The 17414-nt window shown below is 30.6% G+C and carries 25 protein-coding genes and 1 riboswitch; of the genes, 10 read left to right on the top strand and 15 right to left on the bottom strand.

Annotated features, from left to right (window positions below):
• Window positions 1-8: 8 nt before the first annotated feature.
• The 7 genes from ACXQH5_RS02665 to ACXQH5_RS02695 form a co-directional block, all read right to left on the bottom strand.
• Window positions 9-704, bottom strand: a complete 696-nt coding sequence (locus tag ACXQH5_RS02665) for a methionine ABC transporter permease (protein WP_000520233.1) — start codon at window positions 702-704, stop codon at window positions 9-11.
• Window positions 697-1722, bottom strand: coding sequence for a methionine ABC transporter ATP-binding protein (locus ACXQH5_RS02670; protein ID WP_000571213.1), 1026 nt, complete (start codon window positions 1720-1722; stop codon window positions 697-699). Before ACXQH5_RS02670 ends, ACXQH5_RS02665 begins: the two co-directional genes overlap by 8 nt.
• An 88-nt stretch (window positions 1723-1810) precedes the next feature.
• A riboswitch (SAM riboswitch) is annotated at window positions 1811-1914 on the bottom strand.
• A gap of 57 nt (window positions 1915-1971) precedes the next feature.
• Window positions 1972-2268 (bottom strand): thioredoxin family protein, encoded by a 297-nt coding sequence (locus tag ACXQH5_RS02675; protein WP_001065801.1) that lies wholly within the window; start codon window positions 2266-2268, stop codon window positions 1972-1974.
• A complete protein-coding gene (locus ACXQH5_RS02680; RefSeq protein ID WP_001018961.1) occupies window positions 2261-2647 on the bottom strand; it encodes a toprim domain-containing protein in 387 nt (128 codons plus the stop codon). Before ACXQH5_RS02680 ends, ACXQH5_RS02675 begins: the two co-directional genes overlap by 8 nt.
• Before the next feature lie 822 nt (window positions 2648-3469).
• Window positions 3470-4348 (bottom strand): YwqG family protein, encoded by an 879-nt coding sequence (locus ACXQH5_RS02685; RefSeq protein WP_000932206.1) that lies wholly within the window; start codon window positions 4346-4348, stop codon window positions 3470-3472.
• 178 nt (window positions 4349-4526) lie between these two features.
• The gene (gene gcvH, locus ACXQH5_RS02690) at window positions 4527-4907 is read right to left on the bottom strand and encodes a glycine cleavage system protein GcvH (RefSeq protein WP_000290491.1); all 381 of its coding nucleotides are present in this window, start codon (window positions 4905-4907) and stop codon (window positions 4527-4529) included.
• Window positions 4908-5064: 157 nt separating this feature from the next.
• Window positions 5065-5421, bottom strand: a complete 357-nt coding sequence (locus tag ACXQH5_RS02695; RefSeq protein ID WP_000589549.1) for an arsenate reductase family protein — start codon at window positions 5419-5421, stop codon at window positions 5065-5067.
• 143 nt (window positions 5422-5564) lie between these two features.
• On the opposite strand from ACXQH5_RS02695, the gene ACXQH5_RS02700 reads away from it, so the two are divergent.
• Window positions 5565-5885, top strand: coding sequence for a thioredoxin family protein (locus tag ACXQH5_RS02700; RefSeq protein ID WP_001147955.1), 321 nt, complete (start codon window positions 5565-5567; stop codon window positions 5883-5885).
• A 149-nt stretch (window positions 5886-6034) separates the two neighbouring features.
• Here ACXQH5_RS02700 and ACXQH5_RS02705 read toward each other — a convergent pair whose 3' ends face one another.
• Both ACXQH5_RS02705 and aroD read right to left on the bottom strand, forming a co-directional pair.
• On the bottom strand, window positions 6035-6574 hold the full coding sequence (locus ACXQH5_RS02705) for a nitroreductase family protein (protein WP_000422908.1): 540 nt from the start codon (window positions 6572-6574) through the stop codon (window positions 6035-6037).
• Window positions 6575-6656: 82 nt separating this feature from the next.
• Entirely contained in the window at window positions 6657-7373 is a 717-nt protein-coding gene (gene aroD / locus ACXQH5_RS02710) for a type I 3-dehydroquinate dehydratase (RefSeq protein ID WP_000150029.1), read from the bottom strand.
• 147 nt (window positions 7374-7520) lie between these two features.
• Between aroD and ACXQH5_RS02715 the strand changes: the two genes are divergently transcribed.
• The 3 genes from ACXQH5_RS02715 (at window position 7521) to ACXQH5_RS02725 (ending at window position 9609) form a co-directional block, all read left to right on the top strand.
• Complete coding sequence (locus ACXQH5_RS02715) at window positions 7521-7943, top strand: organic hydroperoxide resistance protein (RefSeq protein WP_000974455.1); 423 nt, start codon at window positions 7521-7523, stop codon at window positions 7941-7943.
• Between the two features lie 398 nt (window positions 7944-8341).
• On the top strand, window positions 8342-8836 hold the full coding sequence (locus tag ACXQH5_RS02720; RefSeq protein ID WP_000569881.1) for a GNAT family N-acetyltransferase: 495 nt from the start codon (window positions 8342-8344) through the stop codon (window positions 8834-8836).
• A 155-nt stretch (window positions 8837-8991) separates the two neighbouring features.
• A complete protein-coding gene (locus tag ACXQH5_RS02725; RefSeq protein ID WP_000255554.1) occupies window positions 8992-9609 on the top strand; it encodes a LysE/ArgO family amino acid transporter in 618 nt (205 codons plus the stop codon).
• 72 nt (window positions 9610-9681) lie between these two features.
• On the opposite strand, the gene ACXQH5_RS02730 is transcribed toward ACXQH5_RS02725, so the two are convergent.
• Window positions 9682-10263 carry a histidine phosphatase family protein gene (locus ACXQH5_RS02730; RefSeq protein WP_001140697.1) on the bottom strand — a complete coding sequence of 194 codons (582 nt, stop codon included), beginning with the start codon at window positions 10261-10263 and terminating at the stop codon, window positions 9682-9684.
• 224 nt (window positions 10264-10487) lie between these two features.
• Here ACXQH5_RS02730 and ACXQH5_RS02735 point away from each other — a divergent pair, with 224 nt between their 5' ends.
• Window positions 10488-10724, top strand: a complete 237-nt coding sequence (locus ACXQH5_RS02735) for a hypothetical protein (protein ID WP_000368687.1) — start codon at window positions 10488-10490, stop codon at window positions 10722-10724.
• On the opposite strand, the gene ACXQH5_RS02740 is transcribed toward ACXQH5_RS02735, so the two are convergent.
• The gene (locus ACXQH5_RS02740; protein WP_000145163.1) at window positions 10721-10924 is read right to left on the bottom strand and encodes a sterile alpha motif-like domain-containing protein; all 204 of its coding nucleotides are present in this window, start codon (window positions 10922-10924) and stop codon (window positions 10721-10723) included. The two genes, ACXQH5_RS02735 and ACXQH5_RS02740, sit on opposite strands and share 4 nt — an antisense overlap.
• Window positions 10925-11264: 340 nt before the next feature.
• Here ACXQH5_RS02740 and tsaA point away from each other — a divergent pair, with 340 nt between their 5' ends.
• From tsaA to ACXQH5_RS02765, 5 genes are all read left to right on the top strand, one after another.
• Window positions 11265-11525 (top strand): type II toxin-antitoxin system antitoxin TsaA, encoded by a 261-nt coding sequence (gene tsaA, locus ACXQH5_RS02745; protein ID WP_001059690.1) that lies wholly within the window; start codon window positions 11265-11267, stop codon window positions 11523-11525.
• Between the two features lie 28 nt (window positions 11526-11553).
• Window positions 11554-11742, top strand: a complete 189-nt coding sequence (gene tsaT, locus ACXQH5_RS02750) for a type II toxin-antitoxin system toxin TsaT (RefSeq protein ID WP_000052076.1) — start codon at window positions 11554-11556, stop codon at window positions 11740-11742.
• Between the two features lie 187 nt (window positions 11743-11929).
• Window positions 11930-12499 (top strand): lipoprotein N-acylation protein LnsA, encoded by a 570-nt coding sequence (lnsA, locus tag ACXQH5_RS02755; RefSeq protein WP_001106657.1) that lies wholly within the window; start codon window positions 11930-11932, stop codon window positions 12497-12499.
• 87 nt (window positions 12500-12586) lie between these two features.
• Window positions 12587-12871: a hypothetical protein gene (locus ACXQH5_RS02760; protein ID WP_001004397.1), complete on the top strand. Its 285-nt coding sequence runs from the start codon at window positions 12587-12589 to the stop codon at window positions 12869-12871.
• Between the two features lie 61 nt (window positions 12872-12932).
• On the top strand, window positions 12933-13151 hold the full coding sequence (locus ACXQH5_RS02765; protein ID WP_000005888.1) for a hypothetical protein: 219 nt from the start codon (window positions 12933-12935) through the stop codon (window positions 13149-13151).
• 498 nt (window positions 13152-13649) lie between these two features.
• Here the strand turns inward: ACXQH5_RS02765 and ACXQH5_RS02770 are convergent, their stop codons facing one another.
• The 4 genes from ACXQH5_RS02770 to emp form a co-directional block, all read right to left on the bottom strand.
• A complete protein-coding gene (locus tag ACXQH5_RS02770) occupies window positions 13650-13850 on the bottom strand; it encodes a cold-shock protein (RefSeq protein ID WP_001059082.1) in 201 nt (66 codons plus the stop codon).
• Between the two features lie 356 nt (window positions 13851-14206).
• Complete coding sequence (locus tag ACXQH5_RS02775; protein WP_001823812.1) at window positions 14207-14893, bottom strand: thermonuclease family protein; 687 nt, start codon at window positions 14891-14893, stop codon at window positions 14207-14209.
• 340 nt (window positions 14894-15233) lie between these two features.
• Entirely contained in the window at window positions 15234-15704 is a 471-nt protein-coding gene (locus ACXQH5_RS02780) for a hypothetical protein (RefSeq protein ID WP_000824462.1), read from the bottom strand.
• A gap of 335 nt (window positions 15705-16039) precedes the next feature.
• The gene (emp, locus tag ACXQH5_RS02785; RefSeq protein ID WP_000728059.1) at window positions 16040-17062 is read right to left on the bottom strand and encodes an extracellular matrix protein-binding adhesin Emp; all 1023 of its coding nucleotides are present in this window, start codon (window positions 17060-17062) and stop codon (window positions 16040-16042) included.
• Window positions 17063-17414 lie beyond the last annotated feature (352 nt).

The following is a 17414-nucleotide window of genomic DNA, read 5'->3' on the forward strand; positions in this document are numbered from 1 at the left end:
CCCCCAATTTATCGTTTATCAAGTTTATTTGTAAGCCAATCCCCAATGAATTGGATTATAAATACAATAATTAAAATAAAAACTGTTGATACTAAAATGACATCATTTTGATTTCGAGTGAAACCTGTTAAGTATGCTAAATTTCCTAAACCACCGGCACCAATTACACCTGCAACTGCCGTTGAACCAACTAAAGCGATTGCTGTAACTGTAATGCCAGACACTAGCGCTGGCATGGCTTCAGGTAAGAGGACTTTACGAATTACTGTCCAAGTATTAGCACCCATTGACCAGGCCGCTTCGATGACACCTTTATCAATTTCTTTAAAAGCAATTTCTACGAGCCTTGCATAAAACGGCGCTGCGCCAATGATCAAGGCTGGTAACGCACCTGTCGGACCACTTATCGTTCCAAGTATCAAACTTGTAAATGGAATTAATAATAAAATTAAAATAATAAATGGTATCGCTCTAAATAAGTTAACAATAAAAGAAACGATAGAATAAAATAACCTTGCACCGATAGACTTACCTTTAGCAGACAAGAATAATAACACACCTAAAATAAGACCGAGTATAAATGCAAATATAGTTGAGACAACTGTCATGTATAGTGTTTCGACTATTGCAGTCCAAACTTCTGGCCACTGAATATTAGGCATTGTAATCATTTCATTTATAATTTCACTAAATGATTTACCCATGTCTTAACACCTCCATTTTAACTTGTCGCTCAATTAACTCTTTTTCGAATTTTCCGAAATCTACACTTGAAATATATGGAATATGCAGAACTAAAAAGCCGACTGTTCCATTTTTTGTATTTTTAATATTTGCTTCTAAAATATTAATTTTAATATCATAGGCAGTTGATAGACTCGATACAATAGGCTCGGTTGTTGTTGAACCAGCGAAAACTAATCTAACGATATAAGCATCTTTTTCTAATGGCTCTAATTCTGTTAAAGATGTTTCGAAATCATCATTTAAATCTTCTTTCACAAATCGTTTTGTCACAGTGTGTTGCGGATTTTCAAAAACCTGTGTTACCGGTCCATGTTCTATCACTTTACCACTTTCCATAACTGCAACTTCATCACAAATACGACGAATGACATGCATTTCATGCGTAATTAGTACAATTGTTAAATTTTGTTGTTCTCTAATTTTTAGTAGTAGATCTAAAATTTCATCTGTTGTTTGCGGATCAAGTGCACTTGTTGCCTCATCACAAAGCAAGACCGTTGGATCATTAGCTAACGCTCGTGCAATCCCAACACGTTGCTTTTGTCCGCCTGATAACTCTGATGGATAAGCCTTTTCTCTACCTTTTAAACCGACGAGTTCGACAAGTTCTAATGCTTTTTGCTTTGCTCTCCTTCTAGGGACACCTGCAATTTCAAGCGGAAACATAATATTTTTTAACACAGTCCTTGACCATAACAAATTAAAATGTTGGAAGATCATACTTACTTTTTGTCTTTTTGCTCTTAATCCATTTTTGGACAATTGGCCTATATGGTCTCCATCTATAATAACTTCACCTGATGTAGGCGCTTCTAAATGATTAAACATTCGAATCAAAGTACTTTTTCCTGCTCCAGAAAAACCAATGACGCCATAAATCGATCCTGCTCGAATCGATAAATTAACGTGATCTACAGCAAGGACTTCTTTATTTTTAGTCCGATATTCTTTAACAACTTCTTTTAATTCAATCACGTTGATTCCTCCCTGTGTTGCTTAATAAAATAAAAAATGCTTTCTCAATATCGATAGAAAAATTGAGAAAGCAATAGTAGTATTGTTTCTCTCATCTTCAAAAGTTAAAACTTTATGTGAATTGGCACCATTTCTATATAAGACGGTTGCCGGGCTTCGTAGGGCACATCCCTCCACCACTCTCGATAAGAGTTTACGCATCATTTAATTTGTATTAATCCTAACACCTAAGTAAAATTTCGTCAATAACTATTTTAAATTTTCTAACAAATCAGTCACCGATTTAAATGCATAAATTCGTTTTACTTCTTTATCTTTATTCATCAACAATAAAATCGGCGTAGACATGATTTGCATATCTTTACAAAACTGAGGATAAAAGTTTAAATCTATTTTCAATAATGGCAACTGCAATATTTCATTAGCAATGTCTAACATTCTTTCTGAAACCTTACAAGTACCACAAGTTGGTGTATAACCAAAGATTAAATGTTTGTCTTCCTCATAAAATGTAGTTACATCTTTGATGTCTAATGAATTATTCATTTACTAAAACTAACCTTTCATTATTTATATTCGGTAAGAAAGGTGTTTCTTTCTTACAAGTAAAGCCATGTTTTGAAAGTACATGTGCCAAATATTGTTTGGGGCAATTCGCAACTTGACAGTAAGTTTTATCAATAAATATATGTTCGCTTTCACTCAAATAACGTTTAAACCAATTTCTAATTCGATCTCCTTCGTCATCAGAATCGGCTAATACAAAAACTTGTTTATCATATAGTGATTCTATCATATCATCAAGCTTATCTATACTCATTGTTCCATGAGTACAAATAATATTGACTGGTTCTGCAATAACCTGTTGCACCCTTTTTTTATCAGATTTTCCTTCAACAATTATCACTTTATTTACAATAGCCATCATCATCACCCTTTAAAATCAATAAACATCTGTCACTGTATCATTTCACAAAATTGGTATGAATAAAACATAAATCACAAAAATTTAAACTAGCTTAATATAATAATTACAAAATCAATGTTTGACTAGCTGGGATATTTTACATAAACAGACAAAGGCTAAACCATAAATCAACATCCTAAAATCTACAATGTTATATTACCAATAGTTAACCAAAAGAAAATACACCTATAACAAGCATTTTTCAATTATAGTGGGGCCCCAACATGGAGAATTTCGAAAAGAAATTCTACAGACAATGCAAGTTGGCGGGGCCCCAACATAGAGAATTTCGAAAAGAAATTCTACAGGCAATGCGAGTTGGGGCGGGACCCCAACATAAAGAAATACTTTTTCTTTAGAAATTAGTATTTCTTATGCATGAGTTTTACTCATGTATACCTATTTTTAAGTACACATTAGCTGTGGCTTATGAAAAAGAACTTGAGACATAAATCAATGTTCAATGCTCTACAAAGTTATATTGGCAGTAGTTGACTGAACGAAAATGCGCTTGTAACAAGCTTTTTTCAATTATAGTCAGGGGCCCCAACATAGAGAATTTCGAAAAGAAATTCTACAGGCAATGCGAGTTGGGGTGAGGGCCCCAACAAAGAGAAATTGGATTCCCAATTTCTACAGACAATGCAAGTTGGGGTAGGACGACGAAATAAATTTTGAGAAAATATCATTTCTGTCCTACTCCCTTATCATTTCTGTCCCACTCCCTAGATTGATCTATAGTTACTACACTTATTAAAGTAATATATTTTTATGATTCTCTTAGCTGCAATCCCATGAATACATGTAATCATCAAACTTCATAGCCTCAAGGTCAGTAGATTTTACTAAGATATTGGCAATACCCAAATCACCCCATATAATCGAAGAATTACCATCTCTTGTAGAATCAATTTGCAGTAAGACTCTATCATACATTTTCAGTTCTTGATCGTTCGTTCTTGGATCTATTTGGTCAAAATATGGATAACCACCAAGTTGATTAAATGGCTCCTTAGCAGTAAATGTGTTACACACAGGTTCCATTAATTCATCATATCCACCAAACATCGATTTTAGCGCGAAGGATGGATTGACTTTATTCCACAATGCAAGCACGTCCTCATCGTACTTATAATCAGTACATGTAATAGTTTGTTTCGACAATCTAAATTCTATAGAAAATGCTCCACTGAACGGGATATCCTCATTATCAGTATCTAATGACTTCAAATGCATTTGAATATTTTCAAGTGATAAATCTGTAATTGGCTCTTTTATATAAACAAGCCTTGAGTTTATATTGTTTCCCTTTAAATTTTCAGACATACCATACATTTGATCTTCTGAACTAATCCAAAACTGCAATATCCCTTCATTTACAGGAAATAATTCTTGTTGTTCTGGAAGATCATCCAAATTAATCTGTGCTAGCAATACCATTGGTACATTATTTTCATCTAATGGTATATCTTTAAAAGATTTTAAAAATGGCATTCCGCCAATCTTACTCTGGTTTAATGTTTCTTCTTGCATCTCTTTTAGATCCATTTCAATACATGGCAGTATTGGTAAATTACCGTTTTCTACAGATTCTACGAAACGGTTATATGCTTTTTGCTCCTTTTTAGAAAGATGACTAACGTCTTGAATGTTTAGCATATTAACTTCCCCCAATTTTTATTTTTAAAATAGCTAAATTCATTATTTTCATCATTCTTGAATAACAAAATGTAGCAATACTCCAAATAATAGTACCTAATAAATTTTCTTTCATATTATTTACTTACTCAGACTAAAAATAAACTCCTCAATCTTAGATTAAGGAGTTACACGGTGATTATTCACCAATCATTTCTGAATATTTTTCAGCTGTTAATAAAGCTTCAAGCTGACTTTCATCACTAATTTCTACTTTTACCATCCATGCTTTTTCGTATGGAGATTCATTTACAAATTCGGGACTATCTTCTAGTTCTTCGTTGACTTCAACTACTTTACCAGAGATTGGTGCATATAATTCTGATACAGTTTTAACTGATTCTACGCTACCAAACGTATCCCCTTCATTAATTTCATCATCTGTTTCTGGTAATTCAACAAAAACAATATCACCTAACTCGCTTTGTGCGTATTCTGTGATTCCAATTGTTGCTACATTACCTTCAACTTTAACCCATTCATGCTCTTTTGAATATTTCAATTCATTTGGTACTGCCAAGAGAATCCCCTCCTAATTAATCTTTACATCATTAATGATGCCATAAGGCTAGATGCTATTCAACTATATTTATAAAAATTAACAATTGTATAGCTTATTTCATTTTACATGTAATGAATCTAAATATCGAGATATTTAGTAAACGTTTACATTATGCTTACGCTAACCAAGTCTCTTTATATTGATCTTCTTTAAATCCTAATGTTATCTTATCGCCCATTACTGCTAGAGGACGCTTTACTAACATACCATCAGATGATAACAACTCTAACTTTTCATCATCTGATAAAGTTTGTAATTTATTTTTCAAATCAAGCTCACGATATTTCGCGCCGTGTGTATTAAACAATTTATTAATTTCTACGCCTGTATTTGCAATTATTGTTTTAAATTCATTTATTGTAGGTGTATGTTGAACGATATCAATTGGTTCATAACTTACGCCATATTCATCTAAAAACTTTGCTGCCTTTTTACAAGTTGTACAATTCTTATATTGGTAAAATTTAATCATACGACTGCAACCTCCTTTATGTATTTAAAATAAATATATCATTTTCCATAGCAAAAGGCTTTTATTTTGAAGCTAAATTTTTTTATTATGATATAAATTTAGCTATAATAAAAATTATTAAACTATCTAGAGGAGTTGTTACAATGCAAGCAATCAAAAGTAATGAATCATTTAAATCTGTAATTAATAGCGATACACCTGTAATTGTTAAATTTGAGGCAGGATGGTGCCCAGACTGTCGTGCTATGGATTTATGGATTGACCCAATCGTAGAACAATATAATGATTACCAATGGTATACTGTTAATCGTGATGAATTAGAAGATGTAGTTGTTGAAAATGAAGTTATGGGTATCCCTAGCTTGCTAGTATTTAAAAACGGCGACAAAATTGCACACCTTCATTCAGCAAATGCTAAGTCACCTGAACAAGTTGAATCATTTTTAGCAGAAACTTTTAAATAAATACTAAAATAAAAATGTGTATATACTGCACAATAAAAAGCTGAGACTGTGATTGTACCGACTCTAGTAAGTTAGATTAAATCTCTAACTCGATAGATGTCCATCAATTCATGACTCAGCTTTTATTAATGTTTCTATAATTATACATATTAATATAATGTAATTAAGTTTCTATTTTTACGTGGTGCTTTAGGCATATCTTCTTCTAAATCCGTTAAATATAAGAATCCAGCAAGAACTTCATCTTTCTTTATACCAAGTGTTTTTCTTACTTTAGGATCATAGATATATAATGGCGATTTCCAACATGTACCTATTCCCGCTTCATAAAGTAACAACATAAGATTTTGTGCATATGCACCAAATGCAAAGTAGTTTTCATCATTTTGACGTTGTCTTGGATCTGTTTTTAAAATAAGCAATAACATGCCACCTAGTTTCGTTACTGCATCATAATGACATTGTTGCTTATCTAATTCATTAGGAAATGCAAATTTAGAAATATCCTTACTCATATCTCCTAATCTGTCTTTCGGAACATGCACAACTCTCCATGGTTCCCTCATTCCGTGATTTGGAGCATCAGCAGCTTTCTCAATTGCTTGATATAGCAATGCGTCATCTATGTGCATATCTCTTTTAAATTTTTTCACACTTCTTCTATTAGCTATTGCTTGTTGTAATTCCATCTAAAATCGCTCCTCCACGAACAATGATAATACTTCTCAATTATAAGACAGCACTTACACAAAAGCAACCTAATTCATTTTATTAGTATAAAGTCACTTGTGCTTTTAAATCAGTAACATCAATCTGTCCTGGAGCTTGTGGTTCTCCGATACAACCATAAGTCAACGCACCACCAAAAACGCCTTGAGCCGTTCTACTTATTAGTCCAAGTTTAGACATTGAAATACCAACAACTTTGCAGTCCATAGTATCTGAAAATGTAGACATTGCCTGCAATAAATTTAACACGTCATTTTTATTATGTGGCATTACTGCTAATTTAACGTATTCTGGATTGAATTTTTGCATTTTAAAAAATATAAATTGCAATTCATCTAATGGAGGCGTACTTTCGAAATTATGATGTGATATAACCACCTCTTTATTATATTGTTGCAAATGTGTAATGATTCGTTGATGTTTTTCAATGTCAATATCTGCTTGCCATTCTATATCAATCATATCTATACCATTGATATTTGCTAAGTCTGATATTAAATTAAGATACAAGTCATTTGTAAATTGCCCATAGCCACCTTGTAACTTTGTACGATACGTAACTAATAATTTGAATGAATCTTGCATAACCTTCAGCTTTGTAATCATTTCTGCCACTTGATTAACTGTGACATTTTCAATTTGATCAATTCGTAATTCTAATACGTCTATTGCATCAATACGATGATTAATTTTTTGAATTAAAGTTTCTTCGATATATAATTGTGGCGCGATAGTCGCTACTACTTCCACATGTGTCATAGTAAATCCCTCATTTCAGATACTCATTATTTTTATTGTAAACAACAACTTTTTATCCTTCAATCAAACAATGCTTTAAATGAAAATGATTAAGGTATTTTCGAATGGGTAAAGCATAAATGTATTTTAAATTAGGAGGTTATAAGTATGGCAATACATTATGAAACTAAAGCGACGAATGTTGGCGGACGTAAAGGACATGTTTATACTGATGACCGAGCATTAGATATTGATATAGTTCCGCCTGCTCAAGCAGATGGTAAAGCTACTAACCCCGAACAATTATTTGCAGCAGGTTATGCATCTTGCTTCAACGGTGCCTTCGACCTAATTTTAAAGCAAAACAAAGTGCGTGATGCTCATCCAGAAGTAACACTAACAGTGAGACTAGAAGATGATCCAGACTCAGAAAGTCCTAAATTAAGTGTTTCAATTGATGCGACAATTAAAAATGTTATATCTCAAGAAGAAGCTGAAAAATATTTACAAATGGCTCATGAATTTTGTCCATATTCAAAAGCGACTCAAGGAAATATTAATGTCGATTTAAATGTAAATGTTGTAGATTAGCATTAACTTAAAGAGATTATTCAGCGTTATTAATAAAATTCACATAAAATTCAAATTTGCCAACCAAAAATTTTTGGTTGGTTATTTTTTCTAATCGTGATTGAAATTTCTGGCAATATTTAACTGAAAATGATTGTCCCTTAGTCATCATAAATGTGACCGGTTCCAATCCTGGCTTGACTTCTTCGCATACCGTCTACAAATAAAAGTCCCGTGTCGACCAATAACCAATTCCATAATTTCCTGAACTTAAAAATAAATATAATTAAATTGATAATCCATTTACAAGAATGTGCATATAAATCAATGATTGCAAAATTTTAATAAACATTTTAATATGTAATTAAGAAATTTTTTTAGTACAAAATCTTTCTTAATAATGATTAAGGAGGTCAGTAATGATTGAAATTAAAACATTAACGAATAATGATTTTAATGAGTATAAGAGACTTGTTTCGACAGTCAATGAAGAATTCACTCAAGATTCACATTATAGTCAAACAATGACTGACACCTTAATACATGACATTTTAAATCAAGGTTCACCGAAATGTATTGTATTTGGCTGTTATGAAAACGAAGCACTTATCGCAACAGCTGCCTTAGAACAAATTCGATACGTTGGAAAAGAACATAAATCATTAATTAAATACAACTTTGTTACTAATAACGATAAATCGATTAATAGCGAGCTCATTAATTTCATTATTAATTATGCACGGCAGAACAATTACGAATCTTTACTTACATCAATTGTGTCAAACAACATAGGTGCTAAAGTTTTCTATAGTGCACTAGGATTCGACATTCTTGGTTTTGAGAAAAATGCAATTAAAATCGGAAATACCTATTTCGATGAACATTGGCTTTTTTATGATTTGATTAATAAGTAATACAGTTTTATATATTCTACATTTCTCATAAATTCAAATCATATATTAATCTATTTTTCATACAACTACTCTACTGTTGAGTAGTTGTTTTTTATTTGATATGATATCAATAAGTTTTTTCAGAATATTCTATGTTTTAGGGGTGTCAAAACTTAATGGTAACCGCAATTATTCATGGATTTATCTTAGCGATTGGTCTAATTTTACCTTTAGGTGCACAAAATGTATTTATTTTTAACCAAGGAGCTAATCAACCAAAATATAGATATGTATTGCCTGCAATAATTACAGCCGGGTTGTCAGACAGCTTACTTATTATTATTGCAGTGGTAGGAGTATCTATCATTATTATGTCTTTACCTGTACTTCAAGCAATTATTTATATAGTTGGTTTAATTTTCTTGATGTATATGGCTTGGACCATTTGGCATGATAAACCCTCAACAGATGGAGAAGCTCAAATTATGTCTCCAATGAAACAAGTAAGTTTTGCTTTATCAGTTTCATTACTCAATCCACATGCTATTTTAGATACAATTGGTGTAATTGGTAGTAGTGCTGCATTATATAGTGGCAGCAATAAAATTGCGTTTACAATCGCTTGTATTAGCGTTTCATGGTTATGGTTCTTTTTACTCGCAATTTTAGGAAAAATGGTTGGATCAATTGATAAAACCGGAAAATTATTAACAATAATCAATAAAATATCAAGCATAATAATTATTATTGTTGCTCTGATGATATTACAAAAACTTATTCAATTATTATTCTAAAGCGTTATGTAGTTGTATTTTAAAAGCGTTATACAAAAGACATACTTGTGTCTATGTATAACGCTTTATTTATTATAAATTTGGATCAATTAACTCAACAAATTTAAATGTTCCATTGTCATATTCAAATTTCAGGATATTACAATTACCGATATTATGCTTTAATGCTTCATCTAGTTTAAGGCAATATCTTAAAAATACTCCCATTATTGTTCCATGACTCACGACTAATGCATTATTCTTTGTTTGAGACATAATGTCATGTAAAGTTTTCACAATGCGTTCTTCAACTTGTTGCCTTGCCTCTCCTTTGAAAGGAACAATTCGATCTCCGAATAAGTCCTCAGGCTTGTATAGATTATCAAATAGATAGACTGACTCACCTTCAAATAATCCAAAATGCCATTCCTTCAGCCCCTTAAAACGTTGATACGATTGGTTAGGTGCAACATTTTCAAGTGTGTCACTTGCGCGTTCTTGCGTTGATGATGCATATAAATCGAAGTTTATCCCCTTAGTTTCATAATAACTACGTGCCTTTTGAGCTTGAGCAATTCCAAGTTCTGTTAGCGGCGAATCTCCAAATCCCTGAATTAGTCCCTTAAAATTAAACAAAGTTTGTCCGTGGCGCATCAAATATAACGTTTTAGCCAACAATAACACCTCTTCAATAAAAAGTATTGATAGCTCAAAATGTATTCTCTTTTTATTAAAATGAGTACCAAATATATTAAACCATTATTTAAACTTTTTCGGTAGCGAAAACCTTTGCTTTTGATGTACATTTTTTTTATAAGTAATGATGATTTTAGTTTAAAAGATAATGTGACGGGGTAAAACGCAATGAAGAGTACAGAATTTTAAAGGAGTGAGTATTTATGGATAATCATAATCAATGTAATTATGTGAATCCACAAAATGTTTCACTTGACTGGGAATGTTTTATAATTAGTAAAAGTGAAATGTTGTTAGATGGTGTACCAAATGAACTTATAAACACTTGGTTAGATAAAGACATTATTACACCATTTTCGATAAGAAATGATGAAATAAACTTTAAAACAAAAGATATTTGGGATGCACTAATACATCATAATTGGTACTACTCAAATTAATTTGCCATATATAAGCTAATAGCTCTATTTGTAGTTTCAATTAATTGATGATCTGTGTAATTAGACATCACATATGCTCTAATTACTTGGTGTCTTTCTTCTAATCGAGGGAATGCTTTATCTTCACTAACGTGTTCGGCCAATATACCAAATGGAGTGTTATCATTTTGAAAACCCATGATGAAATTGTAAAACGTCATAAGATTTGCCCCCTTCATTTATTAAGCGCTATTTAAAGTGTTATTATTAATCTTATCAGAAAACTAGTATTTGTAAATGTGCAAAAGTAATTTTGCACATTTTTTTGTTATCTGATTCTAAAAATATTAACGAATTGTACAACTTTAAGAGTTTTTAGTATGTAAATATTCTTTTCATATTAATACTATACACCCCTATATATGCTCGCTTGTTTGAATTAATAAACTTTAGCATTCTACAGATAATATTTTAAAAATAACTATACTTTTTATTTACCTATTGGAAAATAGTGTTATCATATTTGTTAAGAAGCTATTTTTATACTAGTAGGTGTCAGTCATGAATAACATTTTGTTAAATGCTATCAATATAGTTATTACTACCACTTTTGTTATCTTTAATATTTTAATCACATATAATAAAGATTTAGATGATTTATGTTGGCTCCTGCCTGGTATTATCATTTGTGGTGTGATACTCATCGTATCCTTTACCATTGCAATGATAACTAAAAACTGGTTAAGTGAAATATTATTTTTTATAAATATCGTACTCGTTCTCTATTACATTTATCCTATTTTTTATAGTTTTATAGGTTAGTAATTACGGTATATAAGGAGGGTTTCAAATGTCTTTACATTTTGCAATTCTGTTTTGGCTAGCATTAATTTTCTTAGTTGCCGCTACGTTTATACTCGTATTAATGAAAAAAACTGGCAAAGAATCTAAAAAAGAGTCCTATTTAAGTTTCACTGTCATTCTCTATATATTCGGATTCGCTATATTAATATACACATTTATATTTGGTGTGCTATAAATGAAATTCATTTTATATCCAGTCTGAAACGTCTCAAAGATGTTTTAGACTGTTTTTTATTCTTAATAGACATTTCACACTCTCATACTTTAATATTTAAGATATGTTTTAGTCTTACATGCTTATTAAAGATTACAATTCTAATTTAAGACTATTTACATATATTTCTTCAGCAAGGAGCTTTTAAGTGAACTATATTAAACGAACGATAATTTTACTTATATTATTCGTTGTCGTATCCCCTATAAACTCACCAAAAACAATTGCAGATAATAAGTATTCAGAAATTCAAGAAGACAAATTCCAATTACAACCTGGTGATATTATTATTACAAAAGGCCCTGTCATGTGGGGATTTTTTGGTCATTGTAGTATCGCGATTGATGATAAAACGATTTTACAAATTGAGGGGCCTGGCGACAAACCAACTACACAATCCTTCGAATCTTTTAAATATAATTATGCAAGTGGCAAAAATGATTGGGTGAAAGTTTATCGTTGCAGCTATCCTGGTGCAGGTAAAAAAGCGGCTGACTGGGTTAAGAAAAACTATGAAAATACAAATCATCGTTATCTAGTTACATTAAATTTGAACAGCAAAAAATTTACGTATTGTACTAAAATTATCTATCAAGCTTATAAATTTGGTGTAAGTGAAAAATCAGTTAAAAGTTATGGACTACATATTATTTCACCCTATGCAATTAAAGATAATTTTATAGATCCATACAAACTAAGGCTTGTTAAAGCTTATTAATACAGTTTCATCAAATAGTTAAATTAGTTTGTGTTTTGCAATAAATTGGGTATAGATTACAAATGGTATTTCAGGAGGCCCAATATTTTGAATGAACTAACTAAAGAACAAAAGTATACAATAGCTAAATTTTACAAATTATATATTGAACGTTCGAATAATGGAGAAACAGAAATAGTCGCTAACTTTTTTGGCGATGCTAAAGATGCACGTGAAAACTATTTTTGCGATCGTGATTATCAAGACTTCTTAACTAACTGCCAAATTTTAATTCAAAACAAATACTTAACTGGTGAAGTTTTGGACGATAACATTTACAATATTTCTATTTTAAACAAGACATTTATTGAATTTGAACAAAATTTTGGTTGAACATGAATGTCTCAACTATAAACTTTCTAACCCTATTTTAAAGCAGGAGTGAAAAACATACATGAGTGAATGGCATATTAATAATCAATCTACAAAACCTTTTTTAATACAACAAGCGGAAAAGCAATTGACTATTGTTAAACCGTTGCCTAATGGTAGCTTCCAGATACTCACAGAAATAGATTTGGAGAATGGCAATATTAGTAACATCGATCATTCTCTACTTGTTTCAGTAGACCCCAAAGCATTAGAAATAAGTATATTTGACGCTGTAAATTAAACGCAATATTTTCATTTAATTATTTTAATGTTTCGCCTTTTAAATGAAAACAAGATTACTGAATTATTATGAGATTTTAAAAACAATAAATATTCTCAATAATTAATCAGTCTTAATAAAAAATTAACAAAAAGTTGATTAGTTAAATTATTAATTAAGTAGTAAGATATTATGCGATGTGGTATCCTATTATTGTTAAACATTTTGAGTGTTTAACATTACTTCTTGTTATCGCCATATACAGACTTTAATTCTCGTCATTATTAAAGTTCTGTATTGGCGCTTTTTTTATATTCAAAATCAAAAAATCGGACAAATGAAAAGTAAAAAACTTTTTATATCAGTTCGATTTATTTTAGAACCATTATATATTGTTAGATTTCCACCTAAATTTATTGGACAAAAAAATAACAGCTAGTGCTTTTACCACACCAACTGCTATCGATTTAAAGCATAAAAAAACAGCCCTATAATAAGGACTGTTTGAATAAGTTAAAATTACATTTTAACTACGTTTGCAGCTTGCTCGCCACGGTCGCCTTCAACGATGTCGAATTCAACTTTTTGGCCTTCTTCTAATGATTTGTATCCATCTTCAGCGATTGCTGAGAAGTGTACGAATACGTCGCTACCATCTTCTCTTTCGATGAAACCAAAACCTTTTTCTGCATTAAACCATTTAACTGTACCGTTATTCATATTGAATACCTCCGTCGTGCTTTTGCACTAAATATTTTGTAACAAATTCATAAATGAAAAGGAGAATATTCTATATAAATAACTCACATTTTTCTTCACGCTCTTTATTACTTAACTTTCATTATACACTTTTAAATATAGAAGTAAAGCATTATTTTATTTTCTGTGATAATACACATTGAAATATATAGTAATATTCCATTTTAATACTAAATTTAAAATTTTTATTTTCTAATATTAAATACACTTGCTTTTGATACTACTTACTTTTTTAATTCTGAATTGATAATAAATCATATCGTGATCTAAAAATTATAAAAGTGCCACTAGCAGCAGTGACACTTTTACAATGAGCATTATTGACCTGAATCAGCGTTGTCTTCGCTCCAAATATTTAATTTCTCTTTTTTTGCTTGTGCTTCACTTTTTCTTAAAAGTTGTTCATGTGTATTGTTAGGTTTATAAACATAAGCAACTTTAGCCAAGCCTTGACGAACTAAAGCTTCGTTTACCATTTTTCCATCAGCATAAATATACGCTAAGCCACGTCCATATTTATCAGTTCTTTGACCTTTGTCAAACTCGACTTCAATTTTCTTTGCATTTTCTACCATTTTTTTCGTAAATGCACTTGCTTCAGGACCATATTTCTCTACACCTTTTTTAGGATGCTTTGTTTCAGGTGTATCAACCAATAATAGTCTGAATGTCATTGGTTGACCTTTGTACATTAATTTAACCGTATCACCATCAATCGCTTTAATAAATGTCGCAGGTTCTTTATGTAATTTTTTAGTTGAAGTTGCACTATATACTGTTGGATCTTCAGAACCACTTCTATTTACGCCGTTATCTGTTTGTGATGCATTTGCTGAGCTACTTAGACTTGAAACTACAACTAAAGTTAACACTAAGCAACTAGTAGTGAAAAAGAAAAACCTCTTTGCGTATTGCCCTTTCGAAACATTACTGATAGCCATCCCTATAAGTAATATTGAAACAATTGCCATACATATGCCAGCACTTAATAAGTATTCTGTCATAACTAACACCTCTTTCTTTTTAGTTAATTTTAATATTAAACGTTAATTAATTATAATTCTACATTTTTACAATTAATTAATAAAAATTTAATAATTATAATAAAATAACTATACTTACTTTTATGTATTTTCTATATTTTAGGTGTCAGAACTTATATATTTAGCCTTATTTGTAAAATTAAAAAGCCTACAACATGAATCGTTGCAGACTATCATATCGAGACAAAGAGGTTTATTAGTGTCTCTATATCTATGTGGAATTTGAAAAGATTATTTATAATATTTACGGGGATAAATTGTCATTTAAAAACGAGATGTATAACTTATAATTTACTTTGGATTAGCGTTGTAATCCATTATATACCTTATCAATTTGTTTATTGAAATAGTTTTGATGCGGTTTGCTTAAAGTGTTAACTTTTTGTTTGGCTTTCATCCTAGCATCAGCACTTTGTGTATCTTTATAGTTCTCTACTAAGCTTTGTGCTTCTTTAACATGATCACGTCTAATAACGCGTTTGTCACGGTCTGTGAAATGTGATGAGTCAATTTCACTATAACCAACCATAGCTCCTGATTTACCGCCCATTGTTAATATGTTGAACTCCATCAGGTTTGAATTGCTATTAGATTTAAAATTATTTATTTGAGCATGTTCAACTGTTATAACTTTCTCTTCCGATACAATTTCAGTAAATTGCTTAGTATCATTTGCGCCACTCTCTGTCACTAATGCGTTTACGTGATTAGAATGCCATAATTGAGTTGCACAAATTATACCCATTGTTAGTACTAGTACTTTCCTTTTCATTTGTTTATGCTCCCTTATTTGCTTTGATTTAAAAACCGACTTTTTTACCCTGTTTTCTTCGCCATTGAAAATTATATACCAATATTTTAGAAACAATAATTAACTTGCGATAAACAAACTATTAACTATTATTTCGAGTCTTATATTTATATTAATTAATAAAATAATTATTTAAGATTATGTTACTATTCAACTTTCAAAGTAGAAAAGCAAAATAATTTGTTGATAGATGTATATCACTTAGCGTAAAAAAATACAGCCTACAACCACATAGATTGTAGACTATATTTAAAATAATAGGTATTTATCATATCTCGTAAACTTAGTGCCAATATTTATACTCGTGGTGCTGGTAAGCTACCCTTAAATTCAGGAACGTAGTGTGTAGGGCTATAACTTGGAACAGCATATTGATAATTTACATTTTTGATATTTAATGATGGTTTTCCAATTTTATAACCATTTGATTGTGAAAATGAGAAATATTTCTTCACACCTTTAACTACTTTATAAGAATAGAAGTATTTATAGTCATATGCTTTATTTACTTTAGCATTTTGATGTGTTGCTGTTGTATTATTTTGGAAACTTGGTACATGCATACGATGTGAATTGTGACCATATGGTGGAATTACCTTGAAACTATTTATTTGTGGCACAACACAAAAGTGATTAATTTTAATGCTAGCATGCCCTGGTGTTACAAATTTATGCGCGTGATATCCAGGCACTGCAAAATAATGATTTATCATTAGAGATTGAGATGGTTGTGTATATCTAGGTGCTTCTGATGGTTTAACAATAAAGTGTTTATTAATAGAATCCGTTGCATGATTTACATGTTTATGTACATGTGTTGATTTGTATGAAGTAATAACTTTCTTGTAGTGGGTTTGCGTAGTAATGAAGTGGTGGTTTACTTTGTTTTGCGTAATAAATCTATTTACTTCTGGGCCTTTAGCAACAAAATGCTTATCAACTTGTTGTGAAGCTGGATTGTTTGTTGCTACATTCACGCGATTATTAATTTCTTTGTACTCTGGTACAATGTTTCCTAACTTTGATTCTGGTACGACAAAGTTTTTATCTACAATTTTACTTGCTGCTGAAGGATCCGAAATCTTATTCAATTTGTCTTCAGAAACTACAAAGTTTTTGTTGTCAGTTAAATTACTAACATTTACTTTTGGCAAATTCTTAGATTCTTCATAAGATGGAATGATTTTATTAATTCCTGATTCTGGAACTACAAATTTTTTGTCAACACTCTCTGTCACTGATGCTTTAGCGTGATTTGAATTCATAATTTGTGTAGCAAATAGCGTGCTCATAGTTAAAACTAATAATTTCTTTTTCATCTGTTATTTCTCCTTTATATAGACTCAATATTATAACCAATTTAATTTTCCTGTTATATTCACTAACAGCATTATATACCAGAATTTTCAGTATAATAATTAACTTGAAGTAAACGTTGTCTTAACATTTTTATTGTTTTTCAGCTTAAAATTAATTATTGATATTGATAGTTAAGCATAATAATTTTTTCGTAATATAAAGTGAAAAAAGTAATAGTCCACACCTGTTTAGAATGTGGACTATACTAGATTGCATCATTGAAATGATGACTTTGATATTATTTATTGCTAGTTTAAAATGTTGTTATTTTTACGGCAAACTCATTATTTGCTTTGCAGCCATGCTTTAATT

The sequence above is a fragment of the Staphylococcus sp. SA22 genome, from assembly GCF_054165785.1.